The following is a 25,334-nucleotide window of genomic DNA, read 5'->3' as shown; positions in this document are numbered from 1 at the left end:
GCATCTCAAAAAAAAGCCTACGATCCGTTTCATGCCTTCGGGACAGACCCGAAGCGTTTCAATCTCTTGAGGGAGCCTCATGAGTACGCAACACACCAGGCGCTTCGACGCGCTTGTCTTCATTGGTCGTTTCCAGCCTCCGCATCGTGGCCACCTGAACGTGCTGAAGTCCGCACTGAGCCGGGCCGAGCGCGTTTGCGTGCTGATCGGGTCGACCGACAAGCCCCGCACCATCAAGGATCCGTTCTCGTTCGACGAGCGCCGCCAGATGCTGGCCTCGCTGCTCGACGCGTCCGAGCGCGACCGCGTGACGATCGCCCCCGTGCAGGACTCGACGTACAACGACGGCGACTGGGTGCGCTGGGTGCAGGATGCCGTCGCGTCCGCGCTCGGCGACGTCGCGCACCGGAAGGTCGGGCTGATCGGCCACGAGAAGGACGCCACGTCGTATTACCTGCGGATGTTCCCGCAATGGGAGCTGGTCGAGGCCGACGTGACGGAAGACATTTCCGCCACCGAAATTCGCGACCAGTATTTCGCCGAACGCTCCAACAGCTTCGTGCAATGGGCCGTGCCCGAGCCCGTGTTCGGCTGGCTCGAGCGGTTCCGCACGCAGCCGGAATTCGCGCAGCTGAAGGCGGAAGCCGAGTTCATCGCCGCGTATCGCAAGGCGTGGGCGGCGGCGCCGTACCCGGTCACATTCGTGACCGTCGACGCGGTCGTCGTGCATTCCGGCCACATCCTGCTCGTGCGCCGGCGCAGCGAGCCCGGCCGCGGCCTGTGGGCGCTGCCGGGCGGCTTCGTGAACCAGGACGAGCGGCTCGACACTGCATGCATCCGCGAGCTGCGCGAGGAAACCGGCCTGAAGCTGCCCGAGCCCGTGCTGCGCGGCTCGCTGAAGGACCGCCAGGTGTTCGATCATCCGACCCGCTCGCTGCGCGGCCGCACGATCACGCACGCGTGCCTGTTCAGCTTCCCGACCGGCGAGCTGCCGCGCGTGAAAGGCAGCGACGACGCCGACAAGGCGCGCTGGGTGCCGCTCAACGAATTCGCGCAGATGCGCGGCGTGATGTTCGAGGATCACTTCGACATTGCCTATCACTTCCTGGGAAAGCTGTGATCCGCTGATCCCCGCATTCCGGTCCGCCGCGACAGACGCGGCGGCATCTCAACGGCCTAGAGGAGCTCTAGCCATGCAAAACGATCTCGGCGGCTTTGCCGCGGTTCTCGCCAATCCGATCCTCAACACGGATTCGTACAAGGCATCCCACTTCCTGCAATACCCGGCCGACGCGACCGCGATGTTCTCGTACGTCGAATCGCGCGGCGGCCGCTACGAGCGCACGCTGTTCTTCGGCCTGCAGATGCTGCTGAAGGAATATCTGTGCAAGCCGGTCACGCACGCGATGATCGACGACGCGCGCGATTTCTTCACGGTGCACGGCGAGCCGTTCAACGAAGCCGGCTGGCGCTACATCGTCGAGCGCTATGACGGCTACCTGCCGGTGAAGATCCGCGCGGTGCCGGAGGGCTCGGTCGTGCCGACGCACAACGTGCTGATGACCGTCGAATGCGACGACCCGCAGGTGTTCTGGCTCGCGTCGTACCTGGAGACGATGCTGTTGCGCGTGTGGTATCCGGTGACGGTCGCGACGCAGAGTTGGCACCTGCGGCAGACGATCCGCCGCTTCCTCGAGAAGACCGACGACGACCTCGCGCAACTGCCGTTCAAGCTGCACGACTTCGGCGCGCGCGGCGTGTCCAGCGCGGAATCGGCGGCGATCGGCGGCGCCGCGCACCTCGTCAGCTTCATGGGCTCGGATACGGTGCTCGGCGTGCTTGCCGCGAACCGCTTCTACCGCGAGCCGATGGCCGCGTATTCGGTGCCGGCGGCCGAGCACAGCACGATCACGTCGTGGGGTCGCGAAGGCGAGGCCGATGCGTACCGGAACATGCTGCGCCGCTTCGGTCTGCCGGGCGCGATCGTGTCGGTCGTATCGGATTCCTACGATTTGTTCGCCGCGCTCGACCTGTGGGGCGGCGAGCTGAAGCAGGCCGTGATCGACTCGGGCGCGACGCTCGTCGTGCGGCCCGATTCCGGCGATCCGGTGACGATCGTGCTGCAGACCGTGCGCGCGCTCGACGCGTCGTTCGGCTCGACGCTCAACGGCAAGGGCCGGCGCGTGCTGAACCACGTGCGCGTGATCCAGGGCGACGGCGTCGACGCGAGTTCGATCGAGGCGATCCTGGCCGCGCTCGACGACGCGGGCTACGCGGCCGGCAACGTCGTGTTCGGGATGGGCGGTGCGCTGCTGCAGCAGGTGAACCGCGACACGCAGCGCTTCGCGATGAAGTGCTCGGCGATCCGGCGCGGCGGCGTGTGGCGCGAGGTCTGCAAGGACCCCGTCACCGATCAGGGCAAGCGCTCGAAGAAGGGGCGGCTCACGTTGCTGCGCAACCGCCGGACCGGCGAGTACCGGACGGTGACGCTGCCGGTCGCGTGGGATGATCGTGCGATCGAAAGCGAATGGGACGATGCGCTCGTGACGGTGTTCGATACGGGGCGGCTGCTGGTCGATGTATCGCTGGCCGACGTGCGGGCGAGGGCGCACGCGGGGGAGGTGTGAGGTGAGGGGCGGGGCGGCGTTGTTTTTTGCGCCGCCTCGCCAAATGCCGTTTCGGACGACTGCCTGACCGGATGGCAGGCCGAGTCACGGAATTGCCTTGGATGTCGGTGTGACGCGGGGATCATCGCAAAGACGTTTGCACCCCCCTTCGCAAATGGGCACAAGCGTCAGCCCTATTTGAAGGTAGCCTTCGTACCCCGCGCTGTCTCTCGGGTAGGACTTGGAGATAGTGCGGGTATCCGACCAGATGTTTTTCTCCTTGATCCCGAGTTGGATCAGGTAATCCTTCAAGCGCGCCGCACGTTCTCGTGCGAGTGCCTGCGGATTCTTTTCGCCAATGTATGCTCCTGCGGAGATGATGCCGCGAATCTCCGCGTCGGGCCATTGACGGGCTCTTATGACCATTTCCGCGATCTTTATGCGATCTGCGTTCGGTATCTCGACGGAATCGAGTGGAACGCTGTCGAGCAGATCTTCCGAAACGGTACATGCGATGGACATCGGCGGAAACGCAAGGCACAGCCAAAGTGTCGCGCCGGCAAAGATTGAGCGAGGTTTCACCACAGGACCCTGTCGTCAAAGAACGAAACATAGCAGGCGAGACTGTCTGCGTTGCCGATTGCCAGGTCTTGATGTTCGAGCGCCCAGTATTTCAGTCCGGTGCCGAAACCATAGACTTCGTCGTTCGAGTCGAAAGTGTCGATATAGTGCGTACATTCGTGGATCAACACTTTCAACTTGCAACTAGTGGACAGTCGCGCATCCGGGAGCGTGCAGAAATGCGGATAGATGGCGATTATTCGCCTGTGTGAATCCGGCTTGCATACCGAGGCATCCGTGATCCCGTTGTCGGGAAAGACGGTGCATGTGATGTTCCTTTGCTTCTGTTCATCCCACCTGATGACGTTCTCCGGCTTCAACTCCTGCATGACTTGAAGAAGCCTGGGCAATCCGGCCATCAGCGTATGTCGTACGGTATCGTCGGATCGGCCGAACCACGTCTTGACTCGTTCCTGCTCATCCTGATCCCAAGCTGCAAGGCCGCGAATTCGATCCTGAATCAGTGATATCGCGGCATCGCGTAGTCGCACGATCAATTTCCGAAACGCGCGATTCGACATGTTCGGGCAAATAGGCGTCATGTCGAGTGCGATTTCGTGTACCGATCCCGGGATCGTGTTCGTGTACCCGGTTCCTACGAGGATCCAGTCTTCATCCTCATGTGCGCTGGTGCTACTTGAATTCATGACGTCATCCCCGTTTCATTAGGCTTGTAGAGTTTCTGCCATAAGCCGGACCGTTTCGGACGCGGAGATCAGGATGCTTCCATTCATCGGCTCGGCAATTTTCGAATGAATCGATTTCGAGAACTGTCCGTCGACGACCGCCTGGCTGTCTATGGGATGAGTATGATTTTTGGTGTGGTCACAAACTGAATGTGGCATCAGGCTCGGGGAAACCGGCTGAACCGGCACCTCGGCGCGTTATCATGTGCATCCATGCCGCCGCCGGCCCGACTCTCCCATCACGAGGCCCGAACGATGCCGTTGCTGCACGCCATTCCCATCCTGCGTATCTTCTCGATCGAGAAGGCGTACTGCTTCTATCTGGACTACCTCGGATTCACGCTCGACTGGGAGCATCGCTTCGAGCCGGGGCTGCCGCTGTACGCGCAGATCAAGCGCGATTCGGTGGTGCTGCACCTGAGCGAGCACCACGGCGACAGCACGCCCGGCTCGACGACCTTCGTGCCGGTCAGCGACATCGACGCGCTGCATCGGGAACTGCTCGAGAAAAACTACACGTATGCGCGGCCCGGCGTCGAGACGCTCGACTGGGGCCGGCAGATGCAGATCACCGATCCTTTCGGCAACCGGCTCCGTTTCTGCGAGCTGTCGTAGGTCACAGGTCGCGCGCCAATGCGCGATCTTTCGCTTCCGGCTCCGCCGCGCCTCCATCGCGCCGCGCCGCCTCCATCGCGCGCGCCAGCGCATCGAACACTGCCGGCCCCTTGCAGCGCGACACGTTGAAGCGCAGGAACGACGTCGCGCTGCGCGACGCGCTGAACACGTTGCCGGGCGCGAGCACGACGTCGCGGTCGAGCGCGTGGCGCGCGACGCGCGCGGCGTCGAGCCCGTCCGGCAACTGCGCCCACACGAACAGGCCGCCGCGCGGCTCCGTCCAGATCTCGAGCCCGGCGCGCGCGAGGCGCCGGATCGTTTCGCCCATCGCGTCCGCGAGGCGCGCGCGCAGGCCGTCCAGATGGCGCCGGTACGTGCCGTCGACGAGCAGCCGGTGCACGACGTTCGCGCCGATCTGCGCATTGCCGAACGATGTCGCGAGCTTCAGGTCGACGAGCGCGTCGATCCATTCGGGGCGCGCGGCGACGTAGCCGCAGCGGATCGCGGCCGACAGCGTCTTCGAGAAACTGCCGATCGACACGACGCGCGACAGCCCGTCGAAGGCCGCGAGCCGCGGCGCGGGCGTGCTCTCGAAGTCCGCGAAGATGTCGTCCTCGACGATCAGCAGGCCGTGCTCGGCCGCGAGCGTCAGCAGCCGGTGCGCGACGCTCGGCGCGAGCGTCGCGCCGGTCGGGTTGTGCAGCGCCGCGTTCGTGATGTAAAGGCGCGGCCGGTGCTCGACGAGCGTCTGCTCGAAACGCGCGAGATCGGGGCCGTTCGGCGTATACGGGACGCTGACGATCCGCGCGCGGTGCGCGCGCAGCAGCGCCTGGAAATTGAAGTAGCACGGATCGTCGAGCACGACCGTGTCGCCGGGCTCCAGCAGCAGGCGGCATACGAGATCGAGCGCGTGCGTGCCGCCGTCGGTCAGCATGATCTGCGCGGGTTCCGCGTGGACGCCATGCTGCGCGAGCCGCCACGCGAGCTGCTGGCGCAGCGCGGGCAGGCCGAGCGGCGTCGCGTAGTCGGTGAGCGCGTCGGGCTCGTCGCGCGAGACGGCGCGCAGCGCGCGGCGCAGGCTCTCGTCCGGCAGCCACGACGACGGCAGCCAGCCGCAGCCGGGCTTCACGGTCGTCGAGGCCGCTTCGAGCGACTGGCGCGACAGCCACAGCGGATCGAGTTCGCGATCGAGGCGCGGCCCGAGATCCGCGAGCGCAAGCGGCGGCGCGTGGCCCGACACGTAGAAGCCCGACCCGCGCCGCGCGACCAGCACGCCTTCGCCGGCGAGCCGCTCGTATGCGTCGACGACAGTCGACTTCGACACCTGCAGCGCGTCGGCCATCATCCGGATCGACGGCACCCGCGCGCCGGGCATCAGCGCGCGGCTCGCGATCCGCGCGTGCAGCGTGTCCATCACGGTTTCCACGCGCGTGCGTGACGGCGCGGGCGGGGCCAGGTTCCGATCGATGAGGTTCATGGTGAAAGCATAAACTGTACGGACGTTTGTCCAGTACAGTTTTGTCGAATTGTATTGTGCTGTAGCTTACGCGCTTTTGGCGGCGGGCGGATCATCGGCATTCACCTTCGATCAGGAATTCCCGTGCAAAAGTCCACCGACGGATGGCTCAGCGGCCTGCTGGGCGTCATCATCTTCAGCGGCTCGCTGCCCGCGACGCGGGTCGCGGTGCAGGGGCTCGATCCGATGTTCCTGACGTTCGCGCGCGCGACGATCGCCGGGGTGCTCGCGCTGATCCTGCTTGCCGCGACGAAAGAGCGGCGGCCGACGCGGGACGAGGCGGTGTCGCTGCTGATCGTCGCGCTTGGTGTCGTGGTCGGCTTCCCGCTGCTGACGGCGCTCGCGCTGCGGCACGTGACATCGGCCCACGCGATCGTGTTCGTCGGGCTGCTGCCGCTCGCGACCGCGCTGTTCGGCGTGTGGCGCGGCGGCGAGCGGCCGCGGCTGCCGTTCTGGGTCTGCTCGCTCATCGGCAGCGGCGCGGTTGCCGCATTCGCGCTGCGCAACGGCGGCGAGGCATCGCCGGTCGGCGACGCGCTGATGTTCGCGTCGATCGTCGCGTGCGGCCTCGGCTATGCGGAAGGGGCGCGCCTGTCGCGGCATCTCGGCGGCTGGCAGGTGATCTCGTGGGCGCTCGTGCTGTCGCTGCCGGTGATGCTGCCGCTCGCGTGGATCACGCGGCCCGCGTCGTTCGACGGCGTCGACGCCGGTGCGCTGTGGGGCCTCGCGTACGTGTCGCTGTTCAGCATGCTGATCGGCTTCGTGTTCTGGTATCGCGGGCTCGCGCTCGGCGGCATCGCGGGCGTCGGCCAGTTGCAGCTGCTGCAGCCGTTCTTCGGGCTCGTGCTCGCGGCCGGGCTGCTGCACGAGCCGGTGCCGGCGTCGATGATCGCGGTGACCGCGATCGTCGTCGGGTGCGTGGCCGGGGCGAAGTATTTCTCGCGGGGGATGCCGGTGCGCCGGGCGGGGTGACGCAAGCGGCGCTCAGTTGTCCGGCGTGCAGACGCGCAAGCGATGCCCGTCGGGATCGAGCGCGACGAAGGTCCGCCCGAACACGGCCGTCATCGGCGCCTGTTCGATCCGCACGTCGAGCGCCTTCCACGCTTCGTACAGGCGGTCGACCTCCGCATCGCCGTCGACCATGAACGCAAGCTCGGCGCGATGGCCGGCGCCGTGCGACACGAAATCGCGGGCGCTCGTCGACCACAGCCCGACATGAAGCCCGTTGTCGAACGCAAAGGCCGCATAGGTGGGAAACGCGGCGACAGGCGCGCGCGAGAACAGCTTTTCATAGAACACGACGCTGCGCGCCGGGTCGTCGACATAGAGAAGAACAAGGTTGGGCGAAGTCATAATGGATCGATCCTGATCGGCCTGAGGTGCGAACCATTCTATTGGACGACGCTGCCAGAAAATGGCAGTATCGTGCGATGACACGCTCCGAACGCCTTCTGTCGCTGCTGCAAGCGCTGCGACGCCACCGCCGGCCGGTCAGCGGCCGCGTGCTCGCGCAGGAACTCGGCGTCAGCATCCGCACCCTCTATCGCGACATCGCGTCCTTGCAGGCCCAGGGCGCGGACATCCAGGGAGAGCCGGGGGTCGGCTATGTGCTGCGCCCCGGCTTCATGCTGCCGCCGCTGATGTTTTCGCAATCCGAACTGGAGGCGTTGACGCTCGGCTTCCGCTGGGTCGCGAAGTTCGCCGACGCGCAACTGACGTCGGCCGCGTCCGACGCGCTCGCGAAAATCTCCGCCGTGCTGCCCGCCGAGTTGCGCCGCGACCTGGACAGCACCACCTTGCTGGTCGGTCCGCGCACGATCGCCGATCGGGAAGCCGTCGACATGGACGACATGCGTGTCGCGATCCGCACCGAGCGCAAGCTTCGGGTCGCCTATGCCGACGGCCGGGGCAAGCGTTCCGAACGCACCGTATGGCCGTTCGCGCTGGGCTATTTCGAGGACGCGCGGATACTGGTCGCATGGTGCGAACTCAGGAACGATTTCCGGCATTTCCGGACCGATCGCATCGTCGCGCTGGCGCGGCTCGATGAACGCTATCCGCGACGGCGCGCGGCGTTGCTGAAGGCATGGCGGCAGGCCGGCCTCGACGTGCGCGTTCCGGATTAGGGCGGCCGGCTTGCGGTGCGGCACGACGTCCGGGGCGCCGATTGCATGGCGGCCCGATCGGACTCCGCGAGCCTTGCGGCACGCGAAGCCCGAGACCGTGTACACCGGTCAGCGCGTCATGACGCGACGCGCGCCGTGTCACGCGACATGCGCGACTCCATACTGCGACGACAGATACCGCCGGATATCCGCCGGCGCATCGATGAAGCGCCGGCCGTTGCTTTCCTTCACCACGATCGCTTCATCCTTCGGCGCCCGGGCTTGCCCGAGCACGAGCACGGGCGCCGACTGGTTGTCCTCGCCGATCAACGCGGCGATCGGCTGGCGCGGCCGCGGCGCGTCGACGTACTCGACGTCGACCGCGTCGCGCAATTGCGGGAAGAAACTCAGCAGTCCCTCGACGGCAACGGAATCGCCGCAGTAGAACGGGCCGTCGGCGTCCTTGAAGAAACCGGGACGCAGGATGAACAGCGTGTCTTTCATGCTTGCCTCGCTAAGGTTGGGGTCGAACGTTGAAGAAACTCCGGTGCGCTGCGGCCCGCGCGACGCGCGCGCCGCAGCGCGGATACGTCAGGCTTCCGCGAGCGCGGCCGCGCGCAGGCGCGCGAAGGCCGCGTCGAGATCCGCGATCAGGTCGTCGGGATGCTCGAGGCCCGCGTGAATCCGCAGCAGCGGGCCGTCCCACGGCCAGTGCGTCGCCGTGCGGTGGCGAGCCGGGCTGGCCGGGATGATCAGGCTCTCGAAGCCGCCCCAGCTGTAGCCCATGCCGAAGCAGGTCATCCCGTCGAGCATCGCGCGCATCGCGTCGGCGGCCTGCGGATGCAACACCACGCCGAACAGCCCGCACGCGCCCGTGAAATCGCGCTGCCAGAGCGCATGGCCCGGATCGCCCGGCCGCGCCGGATAGAGGATCGTCGAGACTTCGGGCTGCGTCGCGAGCCACGCGGTCAGTGCGTGCGCAGTGCGTTGATGCCGCTCGAGCCGCACCGACAGCGTGCGCAGGCCGCGCAGCGCGAGATACGCGTCGTCGCCGCTGACGGTCATGCCGAGCTGCCGGTAGCAGCGCGTGATCTTCGGCGCCAGCGCCTCGGTCGCGAGGATCGCGCCCATCAGCACGTCCGAATGCCCGGCGATGTATTTCGTCGCCGCATGGATCGACACGTCGACGCCGTGCGCGAACGAGCGGAAATTCAGCGGCGTGCCCCAGGTGTTGTCGAGCAGCACCACCGCGCCGTGCCGGTGCGCGACGCGGCAGATCGCCGGAATGTCCTGCACCTCGAAGGTCAGCGAGCCGGGCGATTCGGTGAAGACCGCGCGCGTGTTCGGCCGCATCAGCGACGCGATGTCCGCGCCGAGACGCGGGTCGTAGAAGGTCGTCTCGATGCCGAGGCGCGCGAGCGTTTCGTCGCAGAACGAACGGGTCGGGTCGTAGACGGAGTCCGTCATCAGCAGATGGTCGCCCGGGTTCAGCACGGCGAGCAGCGCGGTGGTGATCGCGCTGAGCCCGCTCGGCGTGAGCAAGGCCGCATGCGCGCCTTCGAGACGCGCGAGCGCCTTCTCGAGCGCGCGCGTGGTCGGGCTGCCGTGGCGGCCGTACGCAAGCGGCGTGCCGCGCACGGCGTCGAGCGCATCGGTGTCATGGAACAGCAGCGTCGACTGCCGGTACACGGGCGGGTTTACGGGCGCACCGGGCTGGCCGTGCGAGCGGCCTTCATGGGCGAGTACGGTGTCGGTCGAATGCAGGGTCGTCAAGGCGTCGTCCTTTTCGTGATGGGGTCGATCGGTTCGCAGCGGCGGCGCGTGCGCCGCGCGGTCAGTGCAGGATCTTGTCGAGGAAGTCGCGTGCGCGTTCCGAGCGCGGCGCATGGAAGAATGCGTCGCTGGCCGCGTCCTCGACGACCGCGCCCTGGTCCATGAAGATCACGCGATGCGCGACCTTTCTCGCGAAGCCCATCTCGTGCGTGACGCACACCATCGTCATGCCGTCGCGCGCGAGCTCGACCATTACGTCGAGCACTTCGTTGATCATCTCGGGGTCGAGCGCGGAGGTCGGCTCGTCGAACAGCATCGCGACCGGGTTCATCGACAGCGCCCGGGCGATCGCCACGCGCTGCTGCTGTCCGCCGGAAAGCTGCCCCGGATACTTGTGCGCGTGCGCCTTCAGACCGACGCGGTCGAGCAGCTTCACGCCGTTGTCGGTCGCTTCGTCCTTGCGGCGGCCGAGCACCTTGACCTGCGCGAGCGTCAGGTTGTCGATGATCGACAGGTGCGGAAACAGCTCGAAATGCTGGAACACCATGCCGACCCGCGCGCGCAGCTGCGCGAGCTTCACCGCCGGATCGCCGAGCCGCGTGCCGTCGACGGTGATGCTGCCTTGCTGGAACGGTTCGAGGCCGTTGATCGTCTTGATCAGCGTCGACTTGCCGGAGCCCGACGGCCCGCACACGACGACCACTTCGCCTTTCGATACCGCCGCGCTGCAATCCGCGAGCACCTGATGCTTGCCGTACCACTTTGAAACGTTGTCGAGCGTAATCATGTTCTGTCCGTCGTTGTGATCGAGGGAAGGGGCCGCGCGCTCAATGCGCGGTCGGCAGCGCGAGACGGGTTTCGACGCGCGCCTGCAGCCGCGTGAGCAGCGTGCTCAGCACCCAGTAGATCGCGGCGGCCGTGAGATAGAGCGGCAGCGGCTGGAACGTCGCGGCGATCACTTCCTGCGTCGAGCGCAGCAGTTCGGTCACGGTGATCACGGAGACGAGCGACGTGTCCTTGATCAGGCTGATCAGCGTGTTGCCGAGGCTCGGCACCGCAAGGCGCAGCGCCTGCGGGCAGATCACGTGGCGCAGCGTCTGCACGTGCGTGAGACCGAGGCTGTGCGCAGCCGCCCATTGCCCGCGGCCGATGCCGAGGATCGCGCCGCGCATGCTCTCCGACAGGTATGCGGCCGCGTTGAGCGTCAGCGTGAAGATGCCGGCCGACGTCGGGTCGAGCGTGATGCCGAGGTCGGGCAGCCCGTAGTAGACGACGAACATCTGCACGAGCAGCGGCGTGCCGCGCATCACGCTCACGTAGCCCTGCGCGAGGCCGGCCGCGAGCCGGTTGCTGCCGATGCGCATCACCGCGATCGCGAGCCCCGCGAGCAGGCCGAGCGCCATCGACGCCACCGCGAACTTCAGAGTGAGGGCCGCGCCCATTGCCATCGCGGGCAGGGTGCGGACGACCAGGTCGAGTGCTTCCATCGCGTGTCTCCTGAGGGTTGGCCGCACGCGTCGCACGACCGTGCGCGCGGCGCGTGCCGGTGGGGCTGCGTCACTGCGTGACGGGTTTGGTCGTATCGGCGCCGAACCACTGCAGCGACAGCTTCTTCAGCGTGCCGTCCTGCTGCAGCGACGCGAGCGCATCGTCGATTGCCTTCGCGAACTTCGGGTTGCCCTTGCGGAACGGGATGCCCATCTGGTCCTCGCCGCCCGCGAGCACGGAGCCGGGGCGCAGCGGCAGGTGCGAGTTCTTGATCAGGTAGCCGAGCATCAGCCGGTCGTTGACCGCCGCGTCGATGCGGCCGGCCGCGAGGTCGCGCAGGTTCTCCGGCGTGCCGGGATACACCTGCAGGTCGATCGCGGGCACGGTTTTCACGAGGTCGACGTAGTTGCTGCCCATCGTCACGCCGACCTTCCTGCCCTTCAGTTCGTCGAGCGATTTGAACGCGCGCGTGTCGTTCTGCCGCTGCAGCAGCTGCGCGGACGAATACACGTACGGCTGGCTGAAATCGAGCGCCTGCCTGCGCGCCGGCGTGATCGCGACCTGGTTGACGATCACGTCGAACTTGCCGGCCTGCAGCCCGGCGAGGATGCCGCTCCATTCGGTCGTGACGAACTGCGGCTTCACGCCGAGGCGCGCGGCGACCGCCTTCGCCACGTCGACGTCGAAACCTTCGAGCTGGCCGTCGGCGTTGCGGTAGTCGAATGGCGGGTAGGTGCCTTCCAGCGCGATCTTCAGCACGCCGGCCTGCTTGACGGTGTCGAGCAGGTCGGCCGCGTGCGACGTCGCGGCGGCGACGCACAGCAGCGCGGCGGCGAAACCTTGCTTGAACTTGAATATCGGGGCGAGGCGCTTCATGGTTGTCTCCTGGGTCGTCGTTGAAAAATCAGGGTGAGCGCGTCCGCGGCGACGGGCGGCGTCGCCGTGGGCGGGCAGGGGGCCGTGTGTCACACGGCGCGGAAAACGCGGGGGCCGGCGGACCGGCCGCGTGCGTGAGTTACGGTGTGCGTTCCGGCGTGCGATCGCGCGCGGGCGCGGCACGGCTCGGGCGCCGGCGCGAGGTGCCGGAGCGAAGGAGGGCGGCGAAGAGTTCAAGCATGGTGTTCATGATTGCCCGTGCGGCTTGTGAGTGTTGTAGACCGGATGCGTCGGTGCTGCGTATCCGGCGACCACGACTGCTGAACGACTGAGGGCAATCTTAGTTTCGTCAAAAAGGAAAGTGCTTCCAAAAACGCACGGACTTTCTTCGTTGCGTGGAATGTTTTTCTCTCTTTGGCAACGGTGACACACGCGATCTGCTGGGGTTGCACGCATTGCGCAGCATCGGGTGCTACGACGCGAGGTGAGGGTTCACCCGACCCCTTGCCTCGTCGAAATCGATCGACCGGCGCGCATGGCGCGCGCCAGCCGGCGTCGCCGGGCTCAGCCCATCACGACGTTCGCGAGCTTGAACTGGTACGACGTCGCGGTCGTACCGCCGCCGCCGCCCGTCATCACGATGTCGGCGCTCTTGATGCCGAGCAGCGACAGCTCGGTGTTGATGTCGGAGATCACCGCCGAGTTCATCACCGCGCCCTGCTCGATCTGCGACGCGGTGCCGATCCACAGCGTCGGCTTGAACTCGAACACCGCCTTCTGCCCCGGCACGATGCCGGTCTTGCGCGCGAGCAGGCGGCTGTCCTTGAAGACCGACGCGGTGATCGCGCCCTGGCGAAGGTCATTGCGCAACTGGATCTCGCGCGACGTCGGCGCCGGGCCCGCGAGCGCCAGCACGTTGCCCGACGTCGCGCGCGACACGCTGAACAGCTGACCGTTGTCCGCGCGCTTCTGCGGCATGTAGTTGCCGTCCGCGTCGCTCGCGGAAACGGTCGTCAGCAGCGGAAAGACGAACGGATGATTGTCGCCGCGCCCGCAGTTCGTGATCACCTTCCACGCGATCGCGAGCTCGTCGAAGTCGGTCGACACGTTCTTCTGGAAGATCACCACCTGGCTATTGTTGACGTCGTTCGACAGATTGACGAAATTGAGCTTGATGTCCATGAGTCACCTTGATTCGGATGCCTGAATGAAAGCGGCCGGCGGAGCCCGCCGGCGCGCGTCGGGTGTTACGCCATCACGACGTTTTCGAGGATGAACGTGAACGGCTGCGAGCGCGGGCCCGGGCCGCCGCCGGTCATCACGATGTCGGCGCTCGCGATGCCGAGCAGCGACAGTTCCGTGTTGATGTCGGAGATCACCGCCGAGTTCATCAGCGCGCCTTGCTCGATCTGCGACGCGACGCCGATCCACAGCGTCGGCTTGAACTGGAACACCGCCTTCTGGCCCGGCGCGATCGACGTCTTGCGCGCGAGCGCGCTGCCGTCCTTGTAGATCGTCGCGTTCACCGCGCCCGCCGGCAGGTCGTTGCGGACCTGCACCTCGCTGCTCGCGCCCGGGTCGCCGCCGAGCTGCAGCACGTCGCCCGAGGTGGAGCGCACGACCTGGAACACCTGGCCGTTGGTCGCGCTCTGCTGCGGCATGTGGTTGCCGTAGGCGTCGCTCGCGCTCACGCTCATCGTCATCGGGAACTTGAACGGATGGTTGTCGCCCTGTCCGCAGTTGCGGATCACCTTCCACGCGATCGCGAGCTCGTCGAAATCGGTCGCGACGTTCTTCTGGAAAATCACGATGCTCGAATTGTTCGCATCGTTCGAGCGGTTGATCAGGTTCAGTTGAATATCCACGTCGTTGCTCCTTGAGTTGAAAGACGGCAATCGGTTTGCCGCGCACCTTCCCACCGGCCTGGCCATGAAGCCAGATCGTCAAACCAGGAAAAAAAGATCGAAGAAAAAACGCGCCGGACGCTACCGCTGCTCGACCTGCTCGAGCGCAAAGCCGAACGGCTGGGCATCGGCGCCGGTGCCGCCGCCCGTCATCACGATGTCCGCGGCGGCGACGCCCGCGAGCGGCAGCAGCGTGTTGGCGCTCGACAGCACCGCGGCGTTCAGCGCGTGGCTTTCCTGCACCTGCGACGCGACGGCGATCCACAGCGCGGGCGTGAAGCGGAACACGGCCTTCTGGCCCGGCGCGACCGCGTGCTTCGCGGCGATCAGCCGGCCCGCGCAGAACGCGTTGACGTTCACCGCGCCGCGCGTCAGGCGGTTCACGACTTCGACGTCGCCGCCCGCGGCGTCCGCCGTGTCCGGCGCGAGCCGTCCGCGGCCGCTCGGCAGCGGGTCGATCGCGAAGCGCGCGCCCGCCGGCGCGGCGACGCGCGGCGAGAAGTTGCCGTGCTCGTCGCCGAGCGCGACCTCGATGTCGGTCGCGTATTCGAACGGATGGACGCAGTCGCGCCCGCAATAGCGGATCACCTTCCACGCGATCGCGAGTTCGTTGAAGTCGGGCATCACGTCGCGCTGGAACAGCACCACCTCGCTGTTGCCGCAATCGTTCGAGCGGTTGACGAACCGGAGCCGGATGTTCATGACGTTTGCTCCGTCGCGCCCGCGTCGGGGTCGTCGCGCAGGTTGCGGTCGGCCCATTGCGCGAGGGCCGGCGCGATGCCCGCGGTCAGCGACGACACGTGCAGCGCGTGCGCGCGGGTCTGCGCGTGCAGGTCGCCGGCGAAGCGCCCGAGCGCCATCGCGGCGTCGCCGGGGCCGCGCGTGCGGCCGAGATCGTCGACGCATTGCGCGGCGGCGTCGGCGAGCGCGCCCGCGTGCTGCAGGTGGCTCTGCATGAAACGCGTCGCGAGGTCGGCGTTCAGCGCGGCCAGCTCCTTGACCGCGGCGGCGGATTGCTTTAGCCCGACGCGCTCGATGTGGTCGCGCCACAGCGTGTTGGTGGCGGCCTGGCAGGCGTCGAGATAGTGATGTCCGGTCAGCAGCGCGGTGTGCGCGAACGCGCGCCACGCGGGGCCGCGGGGTGCGCTGCCGGCGCCGGTCGTCTGCGCGACGACCTTGCCGAACAGCTCGAGCGCGCCGAGGTTCGCGCTTTCCCATTGGGCAATCAGCGAAGAAAACATGACGGGTCCTTGTCGTGTGAATCGTGCGAGGTTGGTGGAAGCGGCGGGCCGTGACGGCATGCGGCTCACGGGCGCGCGGCGCCGAGGCGCTGCACCATCTGCATCACGGCGGCCATCTGCGGCGCGTCGCGGCGATAGAAGCCGGGCCGGGTCGGCTCGGCGCTCGTATAGCCCCAGAAGTCCCAGCAGCCGAGCGGGTTCGCCGCCGACTTCGCGACCTGCGGATAGAGCACGATCAGCCGGTTCGTGTCGGCGATCTCGTTGTAGCCGGTGCCGCGGATCATCCGCTCGCCGACCGTCGCGACGTTCTGCACGCAGCCGTGGAACACGACGTGCACCGCGCACGTCTCGCGCTCGCACGCTGCCGGGACATACGCGTAGCCGGTGTCGTCGAGCGACGCGCGCCGCTGCGGGTCGAACGCGCGCTGGTCGAACGCGAGCAGCCTGCCGCCGGCCTGCGCGGCGGGCGGGTTGAGCGGCTTGTCGGGCGTCGCGTAGATCCAGCGGACGATGTCGTGCGCCTGCTCGAAGCCGCAATTGTCGATGTACGGGCTCGCGTTCGCGCTGCACGCGGCATCGCCGGGGCGGCTCGTGACGAACGCGTGGCCGGCGTCCGGATGGCGCCGGTACTGGAGGTTCGCGGCGCTCACCTGCGCGAGCTCGTAGAAGCGCACGGTCTGGTCGACGACGGGTGTCCGCACGACCGTGTCCTTCGCGCCGCTGAACACGTAGATGCGCTGGCGGCGCAGGTTCGCCGGATCGTCGATCTCGCCGCGCTGCGCGAACGTCCGCGCGTTGCGCCACGCGTCGTTCGCGGACGGCGCCGGGCCGACCGGCTGCATGCACAGCGTCATCGCGGCGATCGCCGGCTCGATCAGCTCGTTCACGCCCGCGCAGTAGAACGGCCCGCCGGCGACGATGCCCGCGCCGATCAGCCGGCTCGAATACGCGACGTCGAACTGCGCCGCCATGAAGCCGCCGGACGACAGGCCGGACACCGACGTGCGCGTCAGGTCGGCGGCGTAAGCGGGCAGCGGCGCCGCGCCGGCCGCGCAGGCGGCTTGCGGCGCGACTGCCGCGACCGCCCCGGCGACGAGCGCGGCCGCGGCAACGGCGGCGCGCGCGGCGCGGGGCAGGCGCGGGAGGGCGAAGCGGGGCGGCGCCGGGCGGCCGGGCCGGGGAGTGACGTTCATGCTGGGCTCCTGTGGTGACGAATCGTTGATGTGCGGGGATGCGGTTTCGTAAGGCGACGGCTTCAGCTTAGGTGCGGCGCGCGGCGCGGTGAATGGCGCGAACGGCACGGTCGGCGACCCGTGACGATCGTTGCGCGCCGCCTGTGCCGTTCACGACAGGAACAGCGCGCGTTCGGCCCGGCGGCGCAGCGTGAGGCCCGCGAGCGGCCGCCCGCCCGCCTTGTTCCAGACCAGGAACTGGTCGGCCGCGCGGGCCGGCGCGCCGGCGTTCAGGTAGCGCAGCAGCGTCGACGAGCGCAGGCGGCCCGAGCCGAGGTTGAAGACGAACGACATCAGCGCATCGAACTGCTGCTGCGTGACCGGCACGCGCAGCAGCTTGCGCAGGCCCAGCTCGGCGCTGCGCAGGTCCTGCCGCAGCAGCGCGTCGGCCTCGGCCGGCGTGAGCGGGCGGGTGAAGCGCTCGTGCGGCAGGATCAGGTGGCCGTAGCCGATGGTCGGCTTGCCGACCGCATCGAGATACCGCGCGAGCCGCAGGCCCTCGAAATGCTTGATCAGCTCGATGCCTTGCGTGCCGGTGCGTTCAGGCTGGTTCGCCATCGTGGTGCTCCTCGTTGCCGTGCCGTGCGCGCGGCACCAGGCGATGCGTGTATTCGTCGATCACGCGCATGATCGCTTCGGGCGGCGCGAGCGCCGCGAACTGCATTTCGATGTCGATGTGCTCGGTGTCGCGGTGCCCCGCGTTGCCTTGCGCATCCTTGTTCGCCGAGCGCGGCGCGAGCGTCACGTAGAAGCGCCCGCGCTGGTCGTCGCCGGCGAACGCGCCGGCCGGATGCGCCTCGGTGAAATCGCCGCGCACCGTCAGGTGCACGACCATCCGCTCGAGCGCGAGGCCGCGCGGCGTCGCGAGCGCGACGAGCGGCACCGGCATCGTGTGCTCGGCGTCGAGCGCGACCTGGACTTCGCGCGGCGCGAGCAGGCCGTCGTCGCGCAGGTCGAAGAACTGGTCGAGCACGGCCGTGTACTGATGCGCGAGCAGCTGATTCGCGGCTGCCGCGGCGTGCTGCATGCCGCGCGCGATCTCGTCGAGCGCGAGGCCGCGCGGCGGCGGGCGGTCGGCGTCGGCCGGTGCGCCGGGCGGCGAGCCGGCAGGGGGCGCGGGCGGCGCGGGCGGCGCGGGCGGCGGCGCGTCGGGCGGCGGGGCGGACGCGTGGCCGTCCGACGCGCCGGATGCCGGACCGGCGGACGTCCCCGGTGCCGCGTCGGGCAACGTACCGGAGGCCGCGCCGGACGACGACGCGCCGACGGCGGGCGCGGCCTCCGGCGCCGCGAACGGCGCGCCCATCGCGCCCGGCTGCCCGCCCAGGGCGCCGCTCGCCGGTGGCGCCGGCGGCTCGCCGGCGTCGGACGGCCCGCCCGCCGCCGCGTCGGCGGCCGGCCTGTCATCGCGCGCGGCCGCGTCGCGCCGCCGTTTGAAGAGCCTGAACATGGCCGGACCCGGGCGCGCTTACGCGTGCTCGCCGGCCTGCGCGGGCGGCGTGCCCGCCGCCGCTGCGCCGTCGCCCGACGCGCCCGCGCCTGACGTCTCGCCGATCAGCTTGCCGTCGGTCGGCGTCGCGGGCAGCGGCTTCACGTCCTTCGCCTTGTCCGCGGCGACGACCGGCTTGGTCGCCGCGTCGGTCAGGAAGTCGATCACGCGCATCAGCGCTTCGGGCGGCTGCTGGCGCTTGATCTGCGTGTGGATCGAGTATTTCGCGCGCGTGTCGGTGCTGCGCGTCTGCTCCGACTTGTGCGAAACGCGGCCGGACAGGTTGACGCTGACGGGGCCCCAGCCGATCTTGGCCTTGAACTCGCCGCCGGCCTCGGTCGACGACGACGCCTTCTCCGACTGCGTGATCTCCATCTCGAAGTCGATCGTGCCTTCCTCGATCGCGATGATCGGGTGGACGATCGCGGCGAGCAGCGGGATGCGCATGGTCTTCTGCACGACGCCCTTCGATACGCCGCTTTCGTCGACGAGCGTTTCGTCGTAGTCGAACTGCACGGCCACCGCCTTGCCGCCCTGGATGCAGACCTGCATCAGGAAATCCGCATAACTCTTCGCCGCTTGCGTCTGCGCGCTGATCATCGCCTTTAATGGTCCGGCGATCATTTGGTCCATCGGTAAAGCGTTAATCACCGAACCAATGAAATTAGCGTCCATGAATAAACTCCTCTGCCTGTTGAAGACAACGGACATTCGCTGTCGTTAATCAAGTTAGTCAATGGGAATCGTTCGGAGAAGGTGACGGTCGTCACGCTCGATGCCCGGGGAAGGCTGTTGTAACAGAATGAAATGTCGGAGCCGGGCCGAATTAGGACATTCTTCCCGGAGCGACGAGCCTAGTGCACGGCGAAACAAACAGCGGTAAAAATCCGGCGGAAGGGAAGTAAAAAAAACCTAAATCCCGCTTTCGAGGAAACCGCGCAAATGAACGTCCTGATGATCGACAGTCCGCCGTTGTTCGTGGCGGGTGTGGCAGACGTAATGTGTAAACGCGACATGAGCTGGCATGTGTGGTCCGCCCAGCGCCCCGAGGACGTTCGTCGCTTGCGCGACGCGCTGCTGCCCGACACGGTCGGCGCAGTCACGATCGAATGCGACGACCACGCACCGCCCACGATCTGGCCGAACGTGCTGCACGAGACGTTCGGCGCGACGCCGTGGCTGTGCGTCGTCAGCGGCGTGTGCCGCCGGACGATCGCCGACGCGCTGCTGGCCGGCGCCGCCGGCATCATCGACCGGCGCGCGAGCGCGGACGAGTTCGCGGACGCGCTCGCCCGGGTCGCGGCCGGCGCGATCTACGTGCCGGCGGGCGAAGGCGGGGCGGGGCACGCGCGCGCGACCGGCGCGCCGGCCGGCGACGAGCGCGCGTTCGAGCGGCTGACGCCGAGGCAGCGCGAGGTGCTGCGGCTGCTGGCCGAAGGCAAGTCGAACAAGCAGATCTGCCGCGTGCTGAACGTCGCGGAGGGCACGATCAAGAACCACCTGTATGCGCTGTTCCGGCAGATCGGCGTGAGCAACCGGACGGAGGCGGCCTTGTGGCTGTCGCGTCACGTGCCGGCCGATCCGTCCCCCGGCTATATGTTCACGCCCGCCTGCATCCCGCCAGGCTGACCTGCTCCGCCGGCCCCGGACCGGCCGGCGCGGCGTCGAGCGCCGCGCGCCCCGGGGCGGCCAGCGCGGCGCGCAGGCCGTCGAGCGCGTGCCGGATCGGCGTGGCGCGCACGCTCACCTCGCCGGCGAACGGCCGGTCCACCGCCAGCACGAAAAAGAACGCGAGCCCGAGCGTGACCGCCCAGATCGACACGAGACCGACATTGAAGCGCGTGCCGGGCAGCGCATACAGCAACAGCAGCGACAGGCTGCTCGACACCAGCATCACGGCCCAGAGCGTGCCCGGCATCGCGGACTCGAGATTCTGCAGGCGGGCCTGCCGGTACTTGACCATCTCGTTCGCGCGCGCCATCGCCTGACCGAGCAGCACGCGTTCGCGCTCGTCGGTCGGCGTGACGCGATTGATCGCCGCGAACATCCGGTCGAACGCGGCTTCGGCGCGCGGGTCGGCACGGCCGTGCTGCTGCATCTGCGGCCACTCGTCGTCGACGACCCGCGCGAGGTAGTCGGCGAGCGAGCGGCGCGCGGCATCGGCACCGGTGCCGGCGACGCGGAACGCGGCGAGGTCGCGCGACAGCTCGGTCGCGCAGGCGGCTTCGGCCGCGACGGTATCGGTCGCGGCCTGATACGAACTCCACACCGACACGGCCGAGAACGCGACGAGCAGCGAGTTGATCGTCGTGACCGCCGACAGCATCGCGACGATCATGCCGCGCTGTTCGGCGTCGATCCGCACGGGCAGGACGCGCCGCGACGCGGCATAGCCGAGCAGCGCGGCCGCGAGCACCGTGGCCACGATCAGGGCGCCCATCGCGGCGGCGGGAATGTTGTAGAGAAACAGCATGGCGCTACTCCTGACGGTCGTTGGGCTGCGTGGGGGAAAGCGGTGCGCCGCGCTGCGCGAGCGACGGATCGGCGGCGAGCATCGCGCGCGTGAACGCGGCAAGGCGCGCGCGGATCGCGTCGGCGGACGCGGACGTGTCGAGCGACTGCTGCAGGTCGAGCAGGCTCGCCGCGAGCTCGCCTTGCCAGTGCGCGCGCTCGCCGGCGGCGCGGGCGCGGGTGGCGGCGAGCGTCGCGTCGACGTCGGCCGAGCGGTCGCCCTGCACGAGGGTATCGAGCGTGTCGACGAGCCGCTGCAGCACGCGGTGCACGGCCGTCGCGGAGAAGCCGCCGAGCATCGCGAGCGCGGGCCGGCCGAAGCTGTGCATGCTGCCCTGCGCGAACAGCTGGGCCGGCAGCATCTCGACGAGGATCAGCCCGGCGATCACGCCGAGGATCAGCCGCGCGCCGTACGACGCGTCGTACTTCGGGTCGTAGGTCGACGCGGCGACGTAGCGGTGCGCCTGAAACAGCGTCGCGAACGACGCGCCGAGCCCCGCGCAGCACAGCAGGAACAGCGTGTTCCACAGCAGCAGCGTGCCGTCCGACTGCAGGAAGCCGCGGTCGATGTTCTCGCTCGACACGTGCGGCGACAGGCTCGTCGCGATCACCGCGAACAGGAAGCCGAGCGCGGAGAAGGTCAGCAGCCGGATCAGCGGCACCGGGCCGAGCCATGCGAGCGGGTGCGCGTTGCGGCGATGCAGGTCGAGCAGCGTGACGGCCTGCGGCGTGGCGGGCGCGACGAGCGCGGCGAGCTTGCGGTGGAGCGTCGCGAGCAGGCGCTGCTGCGCGGGGGCGAGCGGCGCGTCGGCCGGCGCGCGGCCGTCCCCGATCAGTGTCGCGAGCTGCGCGACGGTGTCCGGCTCGACGGGCAGCCCGTGATGCAGCGCGAAGCGCGCCATCGCCTCGCATTCGTCGCAAAGCTGCGCGGCGAGCCCGTCCGCCGCGCGCGGCGCGGGCGGCGGCACGGGCGGGCGGCGCCGGCCGTCGAGCCAGCGCGCGAAGCGGAACGTGTCCATTTCATTGCGCTCCGCCCGGGGCCGGCACGTCGACCGTGAATGCGTGGATCGCGACCCGCTCGCCGGCATCCGCGCCCGGATGGCGCAGGCAGGCGGCCGGCGCGACGCGCGTCCGGCGCAGCCGCGTGCGGTCGACCTCGAACACCGCGACCTGCGTGGCGGCGTGGCCGTCGTGGTGCGCGCTGTATTGCAGCGGCCGCGGCACGGGGAACGCGACGTCGGTGGACGGCACGAAGTCGATCACGCAGCGCGGCGCGTCGGGATGCGCGCGCTTGGCCGCGCGGTCGCGGCGCACGGAGATGACGCGGACGAACTGTTTCATGACGGGATTCCGTTGACCGGGTGTCGCGCGTCGTGCGCGGACCCGTGGTCGCACTGTGCGTGGCGCGCGTCGCGCGGACAATGCGGCAGTCGTCATGGACCGCGGCGTGACGAACGGCCTATGGCGTCGTGCCGGATGCGCGGTTGGCGTGGATGGGCCGCGATGCACGTGCGCAGCGGAAATCCCGAAATGAAATGAAGAGGAGTGCGATCAATTGCGCTGATCGGTTACCGCGCGGTCGAACGCGATAAAGGGAGGAGAAACCGGCCGCCGCATGCGTGCGGCGGCCATTGCGATGCGATCTTGAAACGAGATGGAGCGACCCGCTTACGCGTCCAGCTCCAGCGCGAGCAGTTCGGCGATCGTCTGCCGGCGCCGGATCAGGCGCGGCGCGCCGCGATCGACGAGCACTTCCGGCGCGAGCGGCCGGCTGTTGTAGTTCGACGACATCGACGAGCCGTATGCGCCCGCGTCGTGCAGGAACAGCAGGTCGCCGATCTGCGGCTGCGGCAGATGACGGTGCGTGACCACGCCGCCCGCGTCCTGCGTGAACACGTCGCCGGATTCGCACAGCGGCCCCGCGATCGCGACGTGCGCTTGCGGCCGGCCTTCCGGCGTCGCGCCGTCGGGCGCGTGCACGGTGATGCAGTGATAGCTGCCGTACATCGCCGGGCGCATCAGGTCGTTGAAGCCCGCGTCGATCAGCACGAAGTCGTGCTTCGGCCGGCGGTTGACCGACTGCACTTCGGCGACGAGCGTGCCGGATTCGGCGACGAGGAAGCGGCCCGGCTCGATCTCGATGCGCACCGGGTGGCCGAGATGCTGCTCGATCCGCTTGCGCGCGGCGTCCCACTGGCTGAAGTAGTGATCGACGTCGACGCGCGGCTCGCCGTCGCGGTACGGGATCGACAGGCCGCCGCCCGCCGAGATCGCGTCGATGTCGTGGCCGAGCGACGTGACGAGGTCGACCATCGCGTCGCACACCTGCGACAGGTGGCCGTAGTCGACGCCCGAGCCGATGTGCATGTGGATGCCGACGAGCTTCAGCCCGTACTGGCGCACGATCTCGATCGCGCGCGGCACGTCGCCGATCCAGATGCCGTGCTTGCTCTGCGGGCCGCCGGTGTTGGTCTTGTTGCTGTGGCCGTGGCCGAAGCCCGGGTTGATGCGCAGCCACACGCGGTGGCCGGGCGCATGCTCGCCGATGCGCGCGAGCATGTCGAGCGAGCCCGCGTTGACGGTCACGCCGTGCTTGAGCACCGCCGCGAGCGTCGGGCGGTCGATCAGGTCGGCCGTGAACACGACGCCTTCGGGGTCGCCGTCAGGCTGGAACCCCGCCGCGAGGCTGCGCTCGATCTCGCCGAGCGACACGGCGTCGACGAGCACGCCTTCGTCGCGCATCAGCTTCAGGATGTGGACGTTCGAGCAGGCTTTCTGCGCGTAGCGGATCACGTCGAACCGGCGCAGCTGCGCGATGCGGTCGCGGATGACGTCGGCGTCGTAGACCCACAGCGGGGTGCCGTATTGTTGCGCGAGTGTCGCGAGCTGGCGGGAATCGAGGGACATGACGAATGAAGCGGGTCGAATGAACGGATAGAGGGCATGATGCACCTGAACGGTCATCCAGTAAAATGCCGTTTTGCCGAAATTCGATTCATTCTGGATATATATGGCTACGCTCACGCATCGCCACATCGAGGTGTTCCGCGCGCTGATGGTCACCGGCAGCGCGACCCGCGCGGCCGAGATGCTCTACACGTCGCAGCCGACGATCAGCCGCGAGCTCGCGCGGATGGAGCAGATCGTCGGCTTCGCGCTGTTCGAGCGCGCGCACGGGCGACTGCGGCCGACGATGGCCGCGCTCACGCTGTTCGACGACGTGCGGCTCGCGTATGTGGGGCTGGAGCGCGTCGCGGCGACGGCCGCGCGGCTCCGCGAGTTTCGCGACGGCCAGCTGTCGGTGATCGCGCTGCCTGCGTTCTCGCACGCGATCCTGCCGGGCGCGTGCCGGCGCTTTCATGCGGCGCATGCGGGCGTCAGCGTGTCGGTCGCGACGCAGGAGTCGCCGGTGCTCGAGGAGTGGCTCACCGCGCAGCGCTACGACCTCGGCCTCACCGAGCACGACGTCGCGCCGGCCGGCACCGTGCTCACGCCGCTGTTCGAGGCCGACGAGGTGTGCGTGCTGCCGGACGGCCATCCGCTGCTCGCGAAGGGGACGATCGAGCTCGCGGATCTCGCGGATCGCCCGTTCGTCAGCCTGTCGCTGAACGACCCGTACCGGATCATGATCGACGAAGCGTTCGCGCAGCTCGGCGTCGCGCCGCGCTCGGTCGTCGAGACGCCGTCGGCCGTGTCGGTGTGCGCGTTCGTGCGGCAGGGGCTCGGCGCGGCGATCGTCAATCCGCTGACCGCGCTCGATTTCGCGGGGCGCGACCTGCAGATCCGGCCGCTCGCGCGCTCGTTCCCCTACCGGGTCAGCGTGATCGTGCCCGAGCACCGGCCGAAAAGCCTGCTCGTCGATGCGTTCACCGGCGCGCTGCGCGACGAGGCGGATGCGATCCGCGGCCGGCTCGCCGCGCATCTCGGCCGGCGCGCGGCCGTATGATCGACGTTTCGCGCCGTTTCCCTCTGTAACCCGACCCGGGAAGTCTCATGACCGCTTCGCCCGTCCTGCCCGCACAGCCGACCCTCACCGGCGAACACGTCGAATTGCAGCCGCTCAACGCATCGCATGCGCAGGCGCTGCTGGCGGCCGCCGCCGACGGGCAGCTATGGAACCTGCGGGTCACCGTCGTGCCGGGGCCCGACACGATCGACGCGTATCTCGCGGCTGCGTTGCAGGGGCGCGCGGAGGGCACCGTGATGCCGTTCGCGATCGTCGAGCGCGCGACCGGCCGGGTCGTCGGCAGCACGCGCTTCTGGAAGATCGACCGCAAGAACCGCAAGCTCGAAATCGGCCACACGTGGCTCGGCGAATCGGTGCAGCGCTCGCGCGTGAACACCGAGGCGAAATGGCTGCTGCTCACGTATGCGTTCGAGACGCTGCGGTGCGTGCGCGTGCAGTTCACGACGGACGAGCTCAACGAGAAATCGCGCGCGGCGATCCTGCGGCTCGGCGCGAAACAGGAGGGGATCGTGCGTCACGAGCGGATCATGCCGGACGGCCGCAAACGCAACTCGGTGCGCTTCAGCATCATCGACGACGAATGGCCCGACGTGAAGGCGCGGCTGCGGGAGCGGCTCGCGCGGTAGCGGGCGGCGGGGCCGCCGCCGGGAGAGGGGGCCGGCGGCGGCAAGACAGCGGGAAGCAGGCAGCCGCGCCGCGCGCGGCAT

The 25,334-nt window shown here is 68.5% G+C and carries 29 protein-coding genes; 8 read left to right on the top strand and 21 right to left on the bottom strand.

Translation table 11 applies throughout. From position 1 onward, the window contains the following. Positions 1–79 precede the first annotated feature (79 nt). Together HWX31_RS28695 and HWX31_RS28690 are read left to right on the top strand one after the other, a co-directional pair. A complete protein-coding gene (locus HWX31_RS28695; protein WP_174960925.1) occupies positions 80–1,120 on the top strand; it encodes a bifunctional nicotinamide-nucleotide adenylyltransferase/Nudix hydroxylase in 1,041 nt (346 codons plus the stop codon). A gap of 73 nt (positions 1,121–1,193) precedes the next feature. Then, positions 1,194–2,627 carry a nicotinate phosphoribosyltransferase gene (locus tag HWX31_RS28690; protein WP_174960923.1) on the top strand — a complete coding sequence of 478 codons (1,434 nt, stop codon included), beginning with the start codon at positions 1,194–1,196 and terminating at the stop codon, positions 2,625–2,627. 84 nt (positions 2,628–2,711) lie between these two features. Here HWX31_RS28690 and HWX31_RS28685 read toward each other — a convergent pair whose 3' ends face one another. Together HWX31_RS28685 and HWX31_RS28680 are read right to left on the bottom strand one after the other, a co-directional pair. Beyond that, positions 2,712–3,191 carry an OmpA family protein gene (locus HWX31_RS28685; RefSeq protein WP_174960921.1) on the bottom strand — a complete coding sequence of 160 codons (480 nt, stop codon included), beginning with the start codon at positions 3,189–3,191 and terminating at the stop codon, positions 2,712–2,714. Next, positions 3,185–3,874 (bottom strand): M35 family metalloendopeptidase, encoded by a 690-nt coding sequence (locus HWX31_RS28680; protein ID WP_174960919.1) that lies wholly within the window; start codon positions 3,872–3,874, stop codon positions 3,185–3,187. The genes HWX31_RS28685 and HWX31_RS28680 overlap by 7 nt, the downstream gene beginning before the upstream one ends. A gap of 294 nt (positions 3,875–4,168) precedes the next feature. On the opposite strand from HWX31_RS28680, the gene HWX31_RS28675 reads away from it, so the two are divergent. Further along, complete coding sequence (locus HWX31_RS28675; protein ID WP_174960917.1) at positions 4,169–4,528, top strand: glyoxalase superfamily protein; 360 nt, start codon at positions 4,169–4,171, stop codon at positions 4,526–4,528. 1 nt (position 4,529) lies between these two features. Here HWX31_RS28675 and HWX31_RS28670 read toward each other — a convergent pair whose 3' ends face one another. Beyond that, complete coding sequence (locus HWX31_RS28670) at positions 4,530–6,005, bottom strand: aminotransferase-like domain-containing protein (RefSeq protein ID WP_174960915.1); 1,476 nt, start codon at positions 6,003–6,005, stop codon at positions 4,530–4,532. 123 nt (positions 6,006–6,128) lie between these two features. Here HWX31_RS28670 and HWX31_RS28665 point away from each other — a divergent pair, with 123 nt between their 5' ends. Then, positions 6,129–7,016 (top strand): DMT family transporter, encoded by an 888-nt coding sequence (locus HWX31_RS28665; protein WP_174960913.1) that lies wholly within the window; start codon positions 6,129–6,131, stop codon positions 7,014–7,016. 12 nt (positions 7,017–7,028) lie between these two features. Here the strand turns inward: HWX31_RS28665 and HWX31_RS28660 are convergent, their stop codons facing one another. After that, positions 7,029–7,397, bottom strand: a complete 369-nt coding sequence (locus tag HWX31_RS28660) for a VOC family protein (protein ID WP_174960911.1) — start codon at positions 7,395–7,397, stop codon at positions 7,029–7,031. A 77-nt stretch (positions 7,398–7,474) separates the two neighbouring features. On the opposite strand from HWX31_RS28660, the gene HWX31_RS28655 reads away from it, so the two are divergent. Next, the gene (locus HWX31_RS28655; protein ID WP_174960909.1) at positions 7,475–8,170 is read left to right on the top strand and encodes a helix-turn-helix transcriptional regulator; all 696 of its coding nucleotides are present in this window, start codon (positions 7,475–7,477) and stop codon (positions 8,168–8,170) included. 138 nt (positions 8,171–8,308) lie between these two features. Here HWX31_RS28655 and HWX31_RS28650 read toward each other — a convergent pair whose 3' ends face one another. From HWX31_RS28650 to HWX31_RS28590, 13 genes are all read right to left on the bottom strand, one after another. Further along, positions 8,309–8,653 carry a DUF3088 domain-containing protein gene (locus HWX31_RS28650; RefSeq protein ID WP_174960907.1) on the bottom strand — a complete coding sequence of 115 codons (345 nt, stop codon included), beginning with the start codon at positions 8,651–8,653 and terminating at the stop codon, positions 8,309–8,311. 87 nt (positions 8,654–8,740) lie between these two features. Then, the gene (metC, locus tag HWX31_RS28645) at positions 8,741–9,922 is read right to left on the bottom strand and encodes a cystathionine beta-lyase (protein WP_174960904.1); all 1,182 of its coding nucleotides are present in this window, start codon (positions 9,920–9,922) and stop codon (positions 8,741–8,743) included. Between the two features lie 61 nt (positions 9,923–9,983). Further along, the gene (locus HWX31_RS28640; RefSeq protein WP_174960902.1) at positions 9,984–10,709 is read right to left on the bottom strand and encodes an amino acid ABC transporter ATP-binding protein; all 726 of its coding nucleotides are present in this window, start codon (positions 10,707–10,709) and stop codon (positions 9,984–9,986) included. A gap of 40 nt (positions 10,710–10,749) precedes the next feature. After that, positions 10,750–11,409 carry an amino acid ABC transporter permease gene (locus HWX31_RS28635; protein ID WP_174960900.1) on the bottom strand — a complete coding sequence of 220 codons (660 nt, stop codon included), beginning with the start codon at positions 11,407–11,409 and terminating at the stop codon, positions 10,750–10,752. A gap of 70 nt (positions 11,410–11,479) precedes the next feature. Then, positions 11,480–12,286, bottom strand: coding sequence for a transporter substrate-binding domain-containing protein (locus HWX31_RS28630; RefSeq protein WP_174960898.1), 807 nt, complete (start codon positions 12,284–12,286; stop codon positions 11,480–11,482). 564 nt (positions 12,287–12,850) lie between these two features. Continuing rightward, on the bottom strand, positions 12,851–13,468 hold the full coding sequence (locus HWX31_RS28625; protein WP_059610158.1) for a hypothetical protein: 618 nt from the start codon (positions 13,466–13,468) through the stop codon (positions 12,851–12,853). Between the two features lie 65 nt (positions 13,469–13,533). After that, positions 13,534–14,151, bottom strand: coding sequence for a hypothetical protein (locus tag HWX31_RS28620; protein WP_174960896.1), 618 nt, complete (start codon positions 14,149–14,151; stop codon positions 13,534–13,536). 120 nt (positions 14,152–14,271) lie between these two features. Then, a complete protein-coding gene (locus tag HWX31_RS28615) occupies positions 14,272–14,892 on the bottom strand; it encodes a hypothetical protein (protein ID WP_174960894.1) in 621 nt (206 codons plus the stop codon). Then, positions 14,889–15,431, bottom strand: coding sequence for a hypothetical protein (locus HWX31_RS28610; protein ID WP_174960891.1), 543 nt, complete (start codon positions 15,429–15,431; stop codon positions 14,889–14,891). The genes HWX31_RS28615 and HWX31_RS28610 overlap by 4 nt, the downstream gene beginning before the upstream one ends. A gap of 65 nt (positions 15,432–15,496) precedes the next feature. Continuing rightward, positions 15,497–16,624: an extracellular catalytic domain type 2 short-chain-length polyhydroxyalkanoate depolymerase gene (locus HWX31_RS28605; RefSeq protein WP_175933994.1), complete on the bottom strand. Its 1,128-nt coding sequence runs from the start codon at positions 16,622–16,624 to the stop codon at positions 15,497–15,499. 150 nt (positions 16,625–16,774) lie between these two features. Then, complete coding sequence (locus HWX31_RS28600) at positions 16,775–17,221, bottom strand: lysozyme (RefSeq protein WP_174966211.1); 447 nt, start codon at positions 17,219–17,221, stop codon at positions 16,775–16,777. Next, positions 17,205–18,110: a DUF2589 domain-containing protein gene (locus HWX31_RS28595; RefSeq protein WP_244143867.1), complete on the bottom strand. Its 906-nt coding sequence runs from the start codon at positions 18,108–18,110 to the stop codon at positions 17,205–17,207. Before HWX31_RS28595 ends, HWX31_RS28600 begins: the two co-directional genes overlap by 17 nt. Before the next feature lie 18 nt (positions 18,111–18,128). Continuing rightward, positions 18,129–18,824, bottom strand: a complete 696-nt coding sequence (locus tag HWX31_RS28590; RefSeq protein ID WP_059611300.1) for a DUF2589 domain-containing protein — start codon at positions 18,822–18,824, stop codon at positions 18,129–18,131. Between the two features lie 267 nt (positions 18,825–19,091). On the opposite strand from HWX31_RS28590, the gene HWX31_RS28585 reads away from it, so the two are divergent. Continuing rightward, positions 19,092–19,778, top strand: a complete 687-nt coding sequence (locus tag HWX31_RS28585; protein WP_174965202.1) for a helix-turn-helix transcriptional regulator — start codon at positions 19,092–19,094, stop codon at positions 19,776–19,778. Here the strand turns inward: HWX31_RS28585 and HWX31_RS28580 are convergent. The 4 genes from HWX31_RS28580 to lysA all read right to left on the bottom strand — a co-directional run bounded on the left by HWX31_RS28580 (position 19,750) and on the right by lysA (position 23,567). Then, entirely contained in the window at positions 19,750–20,622 is an 873-nt protein-coding gene (locus HWX31_RS28580) for a bestrophin-like domain (RefSeq protein WP_174965203.1), read from the bottom strand. The genes HWX31_RS28585 and HWX31_RS28580 overlap by 29 nt on opposite strands. Before the next feature lie 4 nt (positions 20,623–20,626). Then, complete coding sequence (locus HWX31_RS28575) at positions 20,627–21,679, bottom strand: hypothetical protein (protein WP_174965204.1); 1,053 nt, start codon at positions 21,677–21,679, stop codon at positions 20,627–20,629. A 1-nt stretch (position 21,680) separates the two neighbouring features. Continuing rightward, the gene (locus tag HWX31_RS28570; RefSeq protein ID WP_174965205.1) at positions 21,681–22,001 is read right to left on the bottom strand and encodes a hypothetical protein; all 321 of its coding nucleotides are present in this window, start codon (positions 21,999–22,001) and stop codon (positions 21,681–21,683) included. Between the two features lie 327 nt (positions 22,002–22,328). Further along, positions 22,329–23,567 carry a diaminopimelate decarboxylase gene (gene lysA, locus HWX31_RS28565; RefSeq protein ID WP_174965206.1) on the bottom strand — a complete coding sequence of 413 codons (1,239 nt, stop codon included), beginning with the start codon at positions 23,565–23,567 and terminating at the stop codon, positions 22,329–22,331. Positions 23,568–23,670: 103 nt separating this feature from the next. Between lysA and HWX31_RS28560 the strand changes: the two genes are divergently transcribed. Both HWX31_RS28560 and HWX31_RS28555 read left to right on the top strand, forming a co-directional pair. Continuing rightward, the gene (locus tag HWX31_RS28560; RefSeq protein WP_059657949.1) at positions 23,671–24,606 is read left to right on the top strand and encodes a LysR family transcriptional regulator; all 936 of its coding nucleotides are present in this window, start codon (positions 23,671–23,673) and stop codon (positions 24,604–24,606) included. A 47-nt stretch (positions 24,607–24,653) separates the two neighbouring features. Next, complete coding sequence (locus HWX31_RS28555; RefSeq protein ID WP_174965207.1) at positions 24,654–25,253, top strand: GNAT family N-acetyltransferase; 600 nt, start codon at positions 24,654–24,656, stop codon at positions 25,251–25,253. The last annotated feature ends 81 nt before the right edge of the window (positions 25,254–25,334 follow it).

This window comes from Burkholderia ubonensis (assembly GCF_902833085.1).
GTDB lineage: Bacteria > Pseudomonadota > Gammaproteobacteria > Burkholderiales > Burkholderiaceae > Burkholderia > Burkholderia ubonensis.
Note: the sequence above shows the minus strand (reverse complement) of the source record. Positions and strands in the feature narration are given on the sequence as shown.

Bases quoted from the DNA above. Each gene is read 5' to 3' on its own strand.
- HWX31_RS28595 (WP_244143867.1), bottom strand. From the start codon at position 18,110: ATGTTCAGGCTCTTCAAACGGCGGCGCGACGCGGCCGCGCGCGATGAC.
- HWX31_RS28570 (WP_174965205.1), bottom strand. From the start codon at position 22,001: ATGAAACAGTTCGTCCGCGTCATCTCCGTGCGCCGCGACCGCGCGGCC.
- HWX31_RS28640 (WP_174960902.1), bottom strand. From the start codon at position 10,709: ATGATTACGCTCGACAACGTTTCAAAGTGGTACGGCAAGCATCAGGTG.
- HWX31_RS28650 (WP_174960907.1), bottom strand. From the start codon at position 8,653: ATGAAAGACACGCTGTTCATCCTGCGTCCCGGTTTCTTCAAGGACGCC.
- HWX31_RS28605 (WP_175933994.1), bottom strand. From the start codon at position 16,624: ATGAACGTCACTCCCCGGCCCGGCCGCCCGGCGCCGCCCCGCTTCGCC.
- HWX31_RS28675 (WP_174960917.1), top strand. From the start codon at position 4,169: ATGCCGTTGCTGCACGCCATTCCCATCCTGCGTATCTTCTCGATCGAG.
- HWX31_RS28680 (WP_174960919.1), bottom strand. From the start codon at position 3,874: ATGAATTCAAGTAGCACCAGCGCACATGAGGATGAAGACTGGATCCTC.
- HWX31_RS28580 (WP_174965203.1), bottom strand. From the start codon at position 20,622: ATGCTGTTTCTCTACAACATTCCCGCCGCCGCGATGGGCGCCCTGATC.
- HWX31_RS28670 (WP_174960915.1), bottom strand. From the start codon at position 6,005: ATGAACCTCATCGATCGGAACCTGGCCCCGCCCGCGCCGTCACGCACG.
- HWX31_RS28625 (WP_059610158.1), bottom strand. From the start codon at position 13,468: ATGGACATCAAGCTCAATTTCGTCAATCTGTCGAACGACGTCAACAAT.
- HWX31_RS28660 (WP_174960911.1), bottom strand. From the start codon at position 7,397: ATGACTTCGCCCAACCTTGTTCTTCTCTATGTCGACGACCCGGCGCGC.
- lysA (WP_174965206.1), bottom strand. From the start codon at position 23,567: ATGTCCCTCGATTCCCGCCAGCTCGCGACACTCGCGCAACAATACGGC.
- HWX31_RS28695 (WP_174960925.1), top strand. From the start codon at position 80: ATGAGTACGCAACACACCAGGCGCTTCGACGCGCTTGTCTTCATTGGT.
- HWX31_RS28560 (WP_059657949.1), top strand. From the start codon at position 23,671: ATGGCTACGCTCACGCATCGCCACATCGAGGTGTTCCGCGCGCTGATG.
- HWX31_RS28585 (WP_174965202.1), top strand. From the start codon at position 19,092: ATGAACGTCCTGATGATCGACAGTCCGCCGTTGTTCGTGGCGGGTGTG.
- HWX31_RS28635 (WP_174960900.1), bottom strand. From the start codon at position 11,409: ATGGAAGCACTCGACCTGGTCGTCCGCACCCTGCCCGCGATGGCAATG.
- HWX31_RS28655 (WP_174960909.1), top strand. From the start codon at position 7,475: ATGACACGCTCCGAACGCCTTCTGTCGCTGCTGCAAGCGCTGCGACGC.
- HWX31_RS28555 (WP_174965207.1), top strand. From the start codon at position 24,654: ATGACCGCTTCGCCCGTCCTGCCCGCACAGCCGACCCTCACCGGCGAA.
- HWX31_RS28690 (WP_174960923.1), top strand. From the start codon at position 1,194: ATGCAAAACGATCTCGGCGGCTTTGCCGCGGTTCTCGCCAATCCGATC.
- HWX31_RS28615 (WP_174960894.1), bottom strand. From the start codon at position 14,892: ATGAACATCCGGCTCCGGTTCGTCAACCGCTCGAACGATTGCGGCAAC.
- HWX31_RS28630 (WP_174960898.1), bottom strand. From the start codon at position 12,286: ATGAAGCGCCTCGCCCCGATATTCAAGTTCAAGCAAGGTTTCGCCGCC.
- HWX31_RS28600 (WP_174966211.1), bottom strand. From the start codon at position 17,221: ATGGCGAACCAGCCTGAACGCACCGGCACGCAAGGCATCGAGCTGATC.
- HWX31_RS28575 (WP_174965204.1), bottom strand. From the start codon at position 21,679: ATGGACACGTTCCGCTTCGCGCGCTGGCTCGACGGCCGGCGCCGCCCG.
- HWX31_RS28590 (WP_059611300.1), bottom strand. From the start codon at position 18,824: ATGGACGCTAATTTCATTGGTTCGGTGATTAACGCTTTACCGATGGAC.
- HWX31_RS28610 (WP_174960891.1), bottom strand. From the start codon at position 15,431: ATGTTTTCTTCGCTGATTGCCCAATGGGAAAGCGCGAACCTCGGCGCG.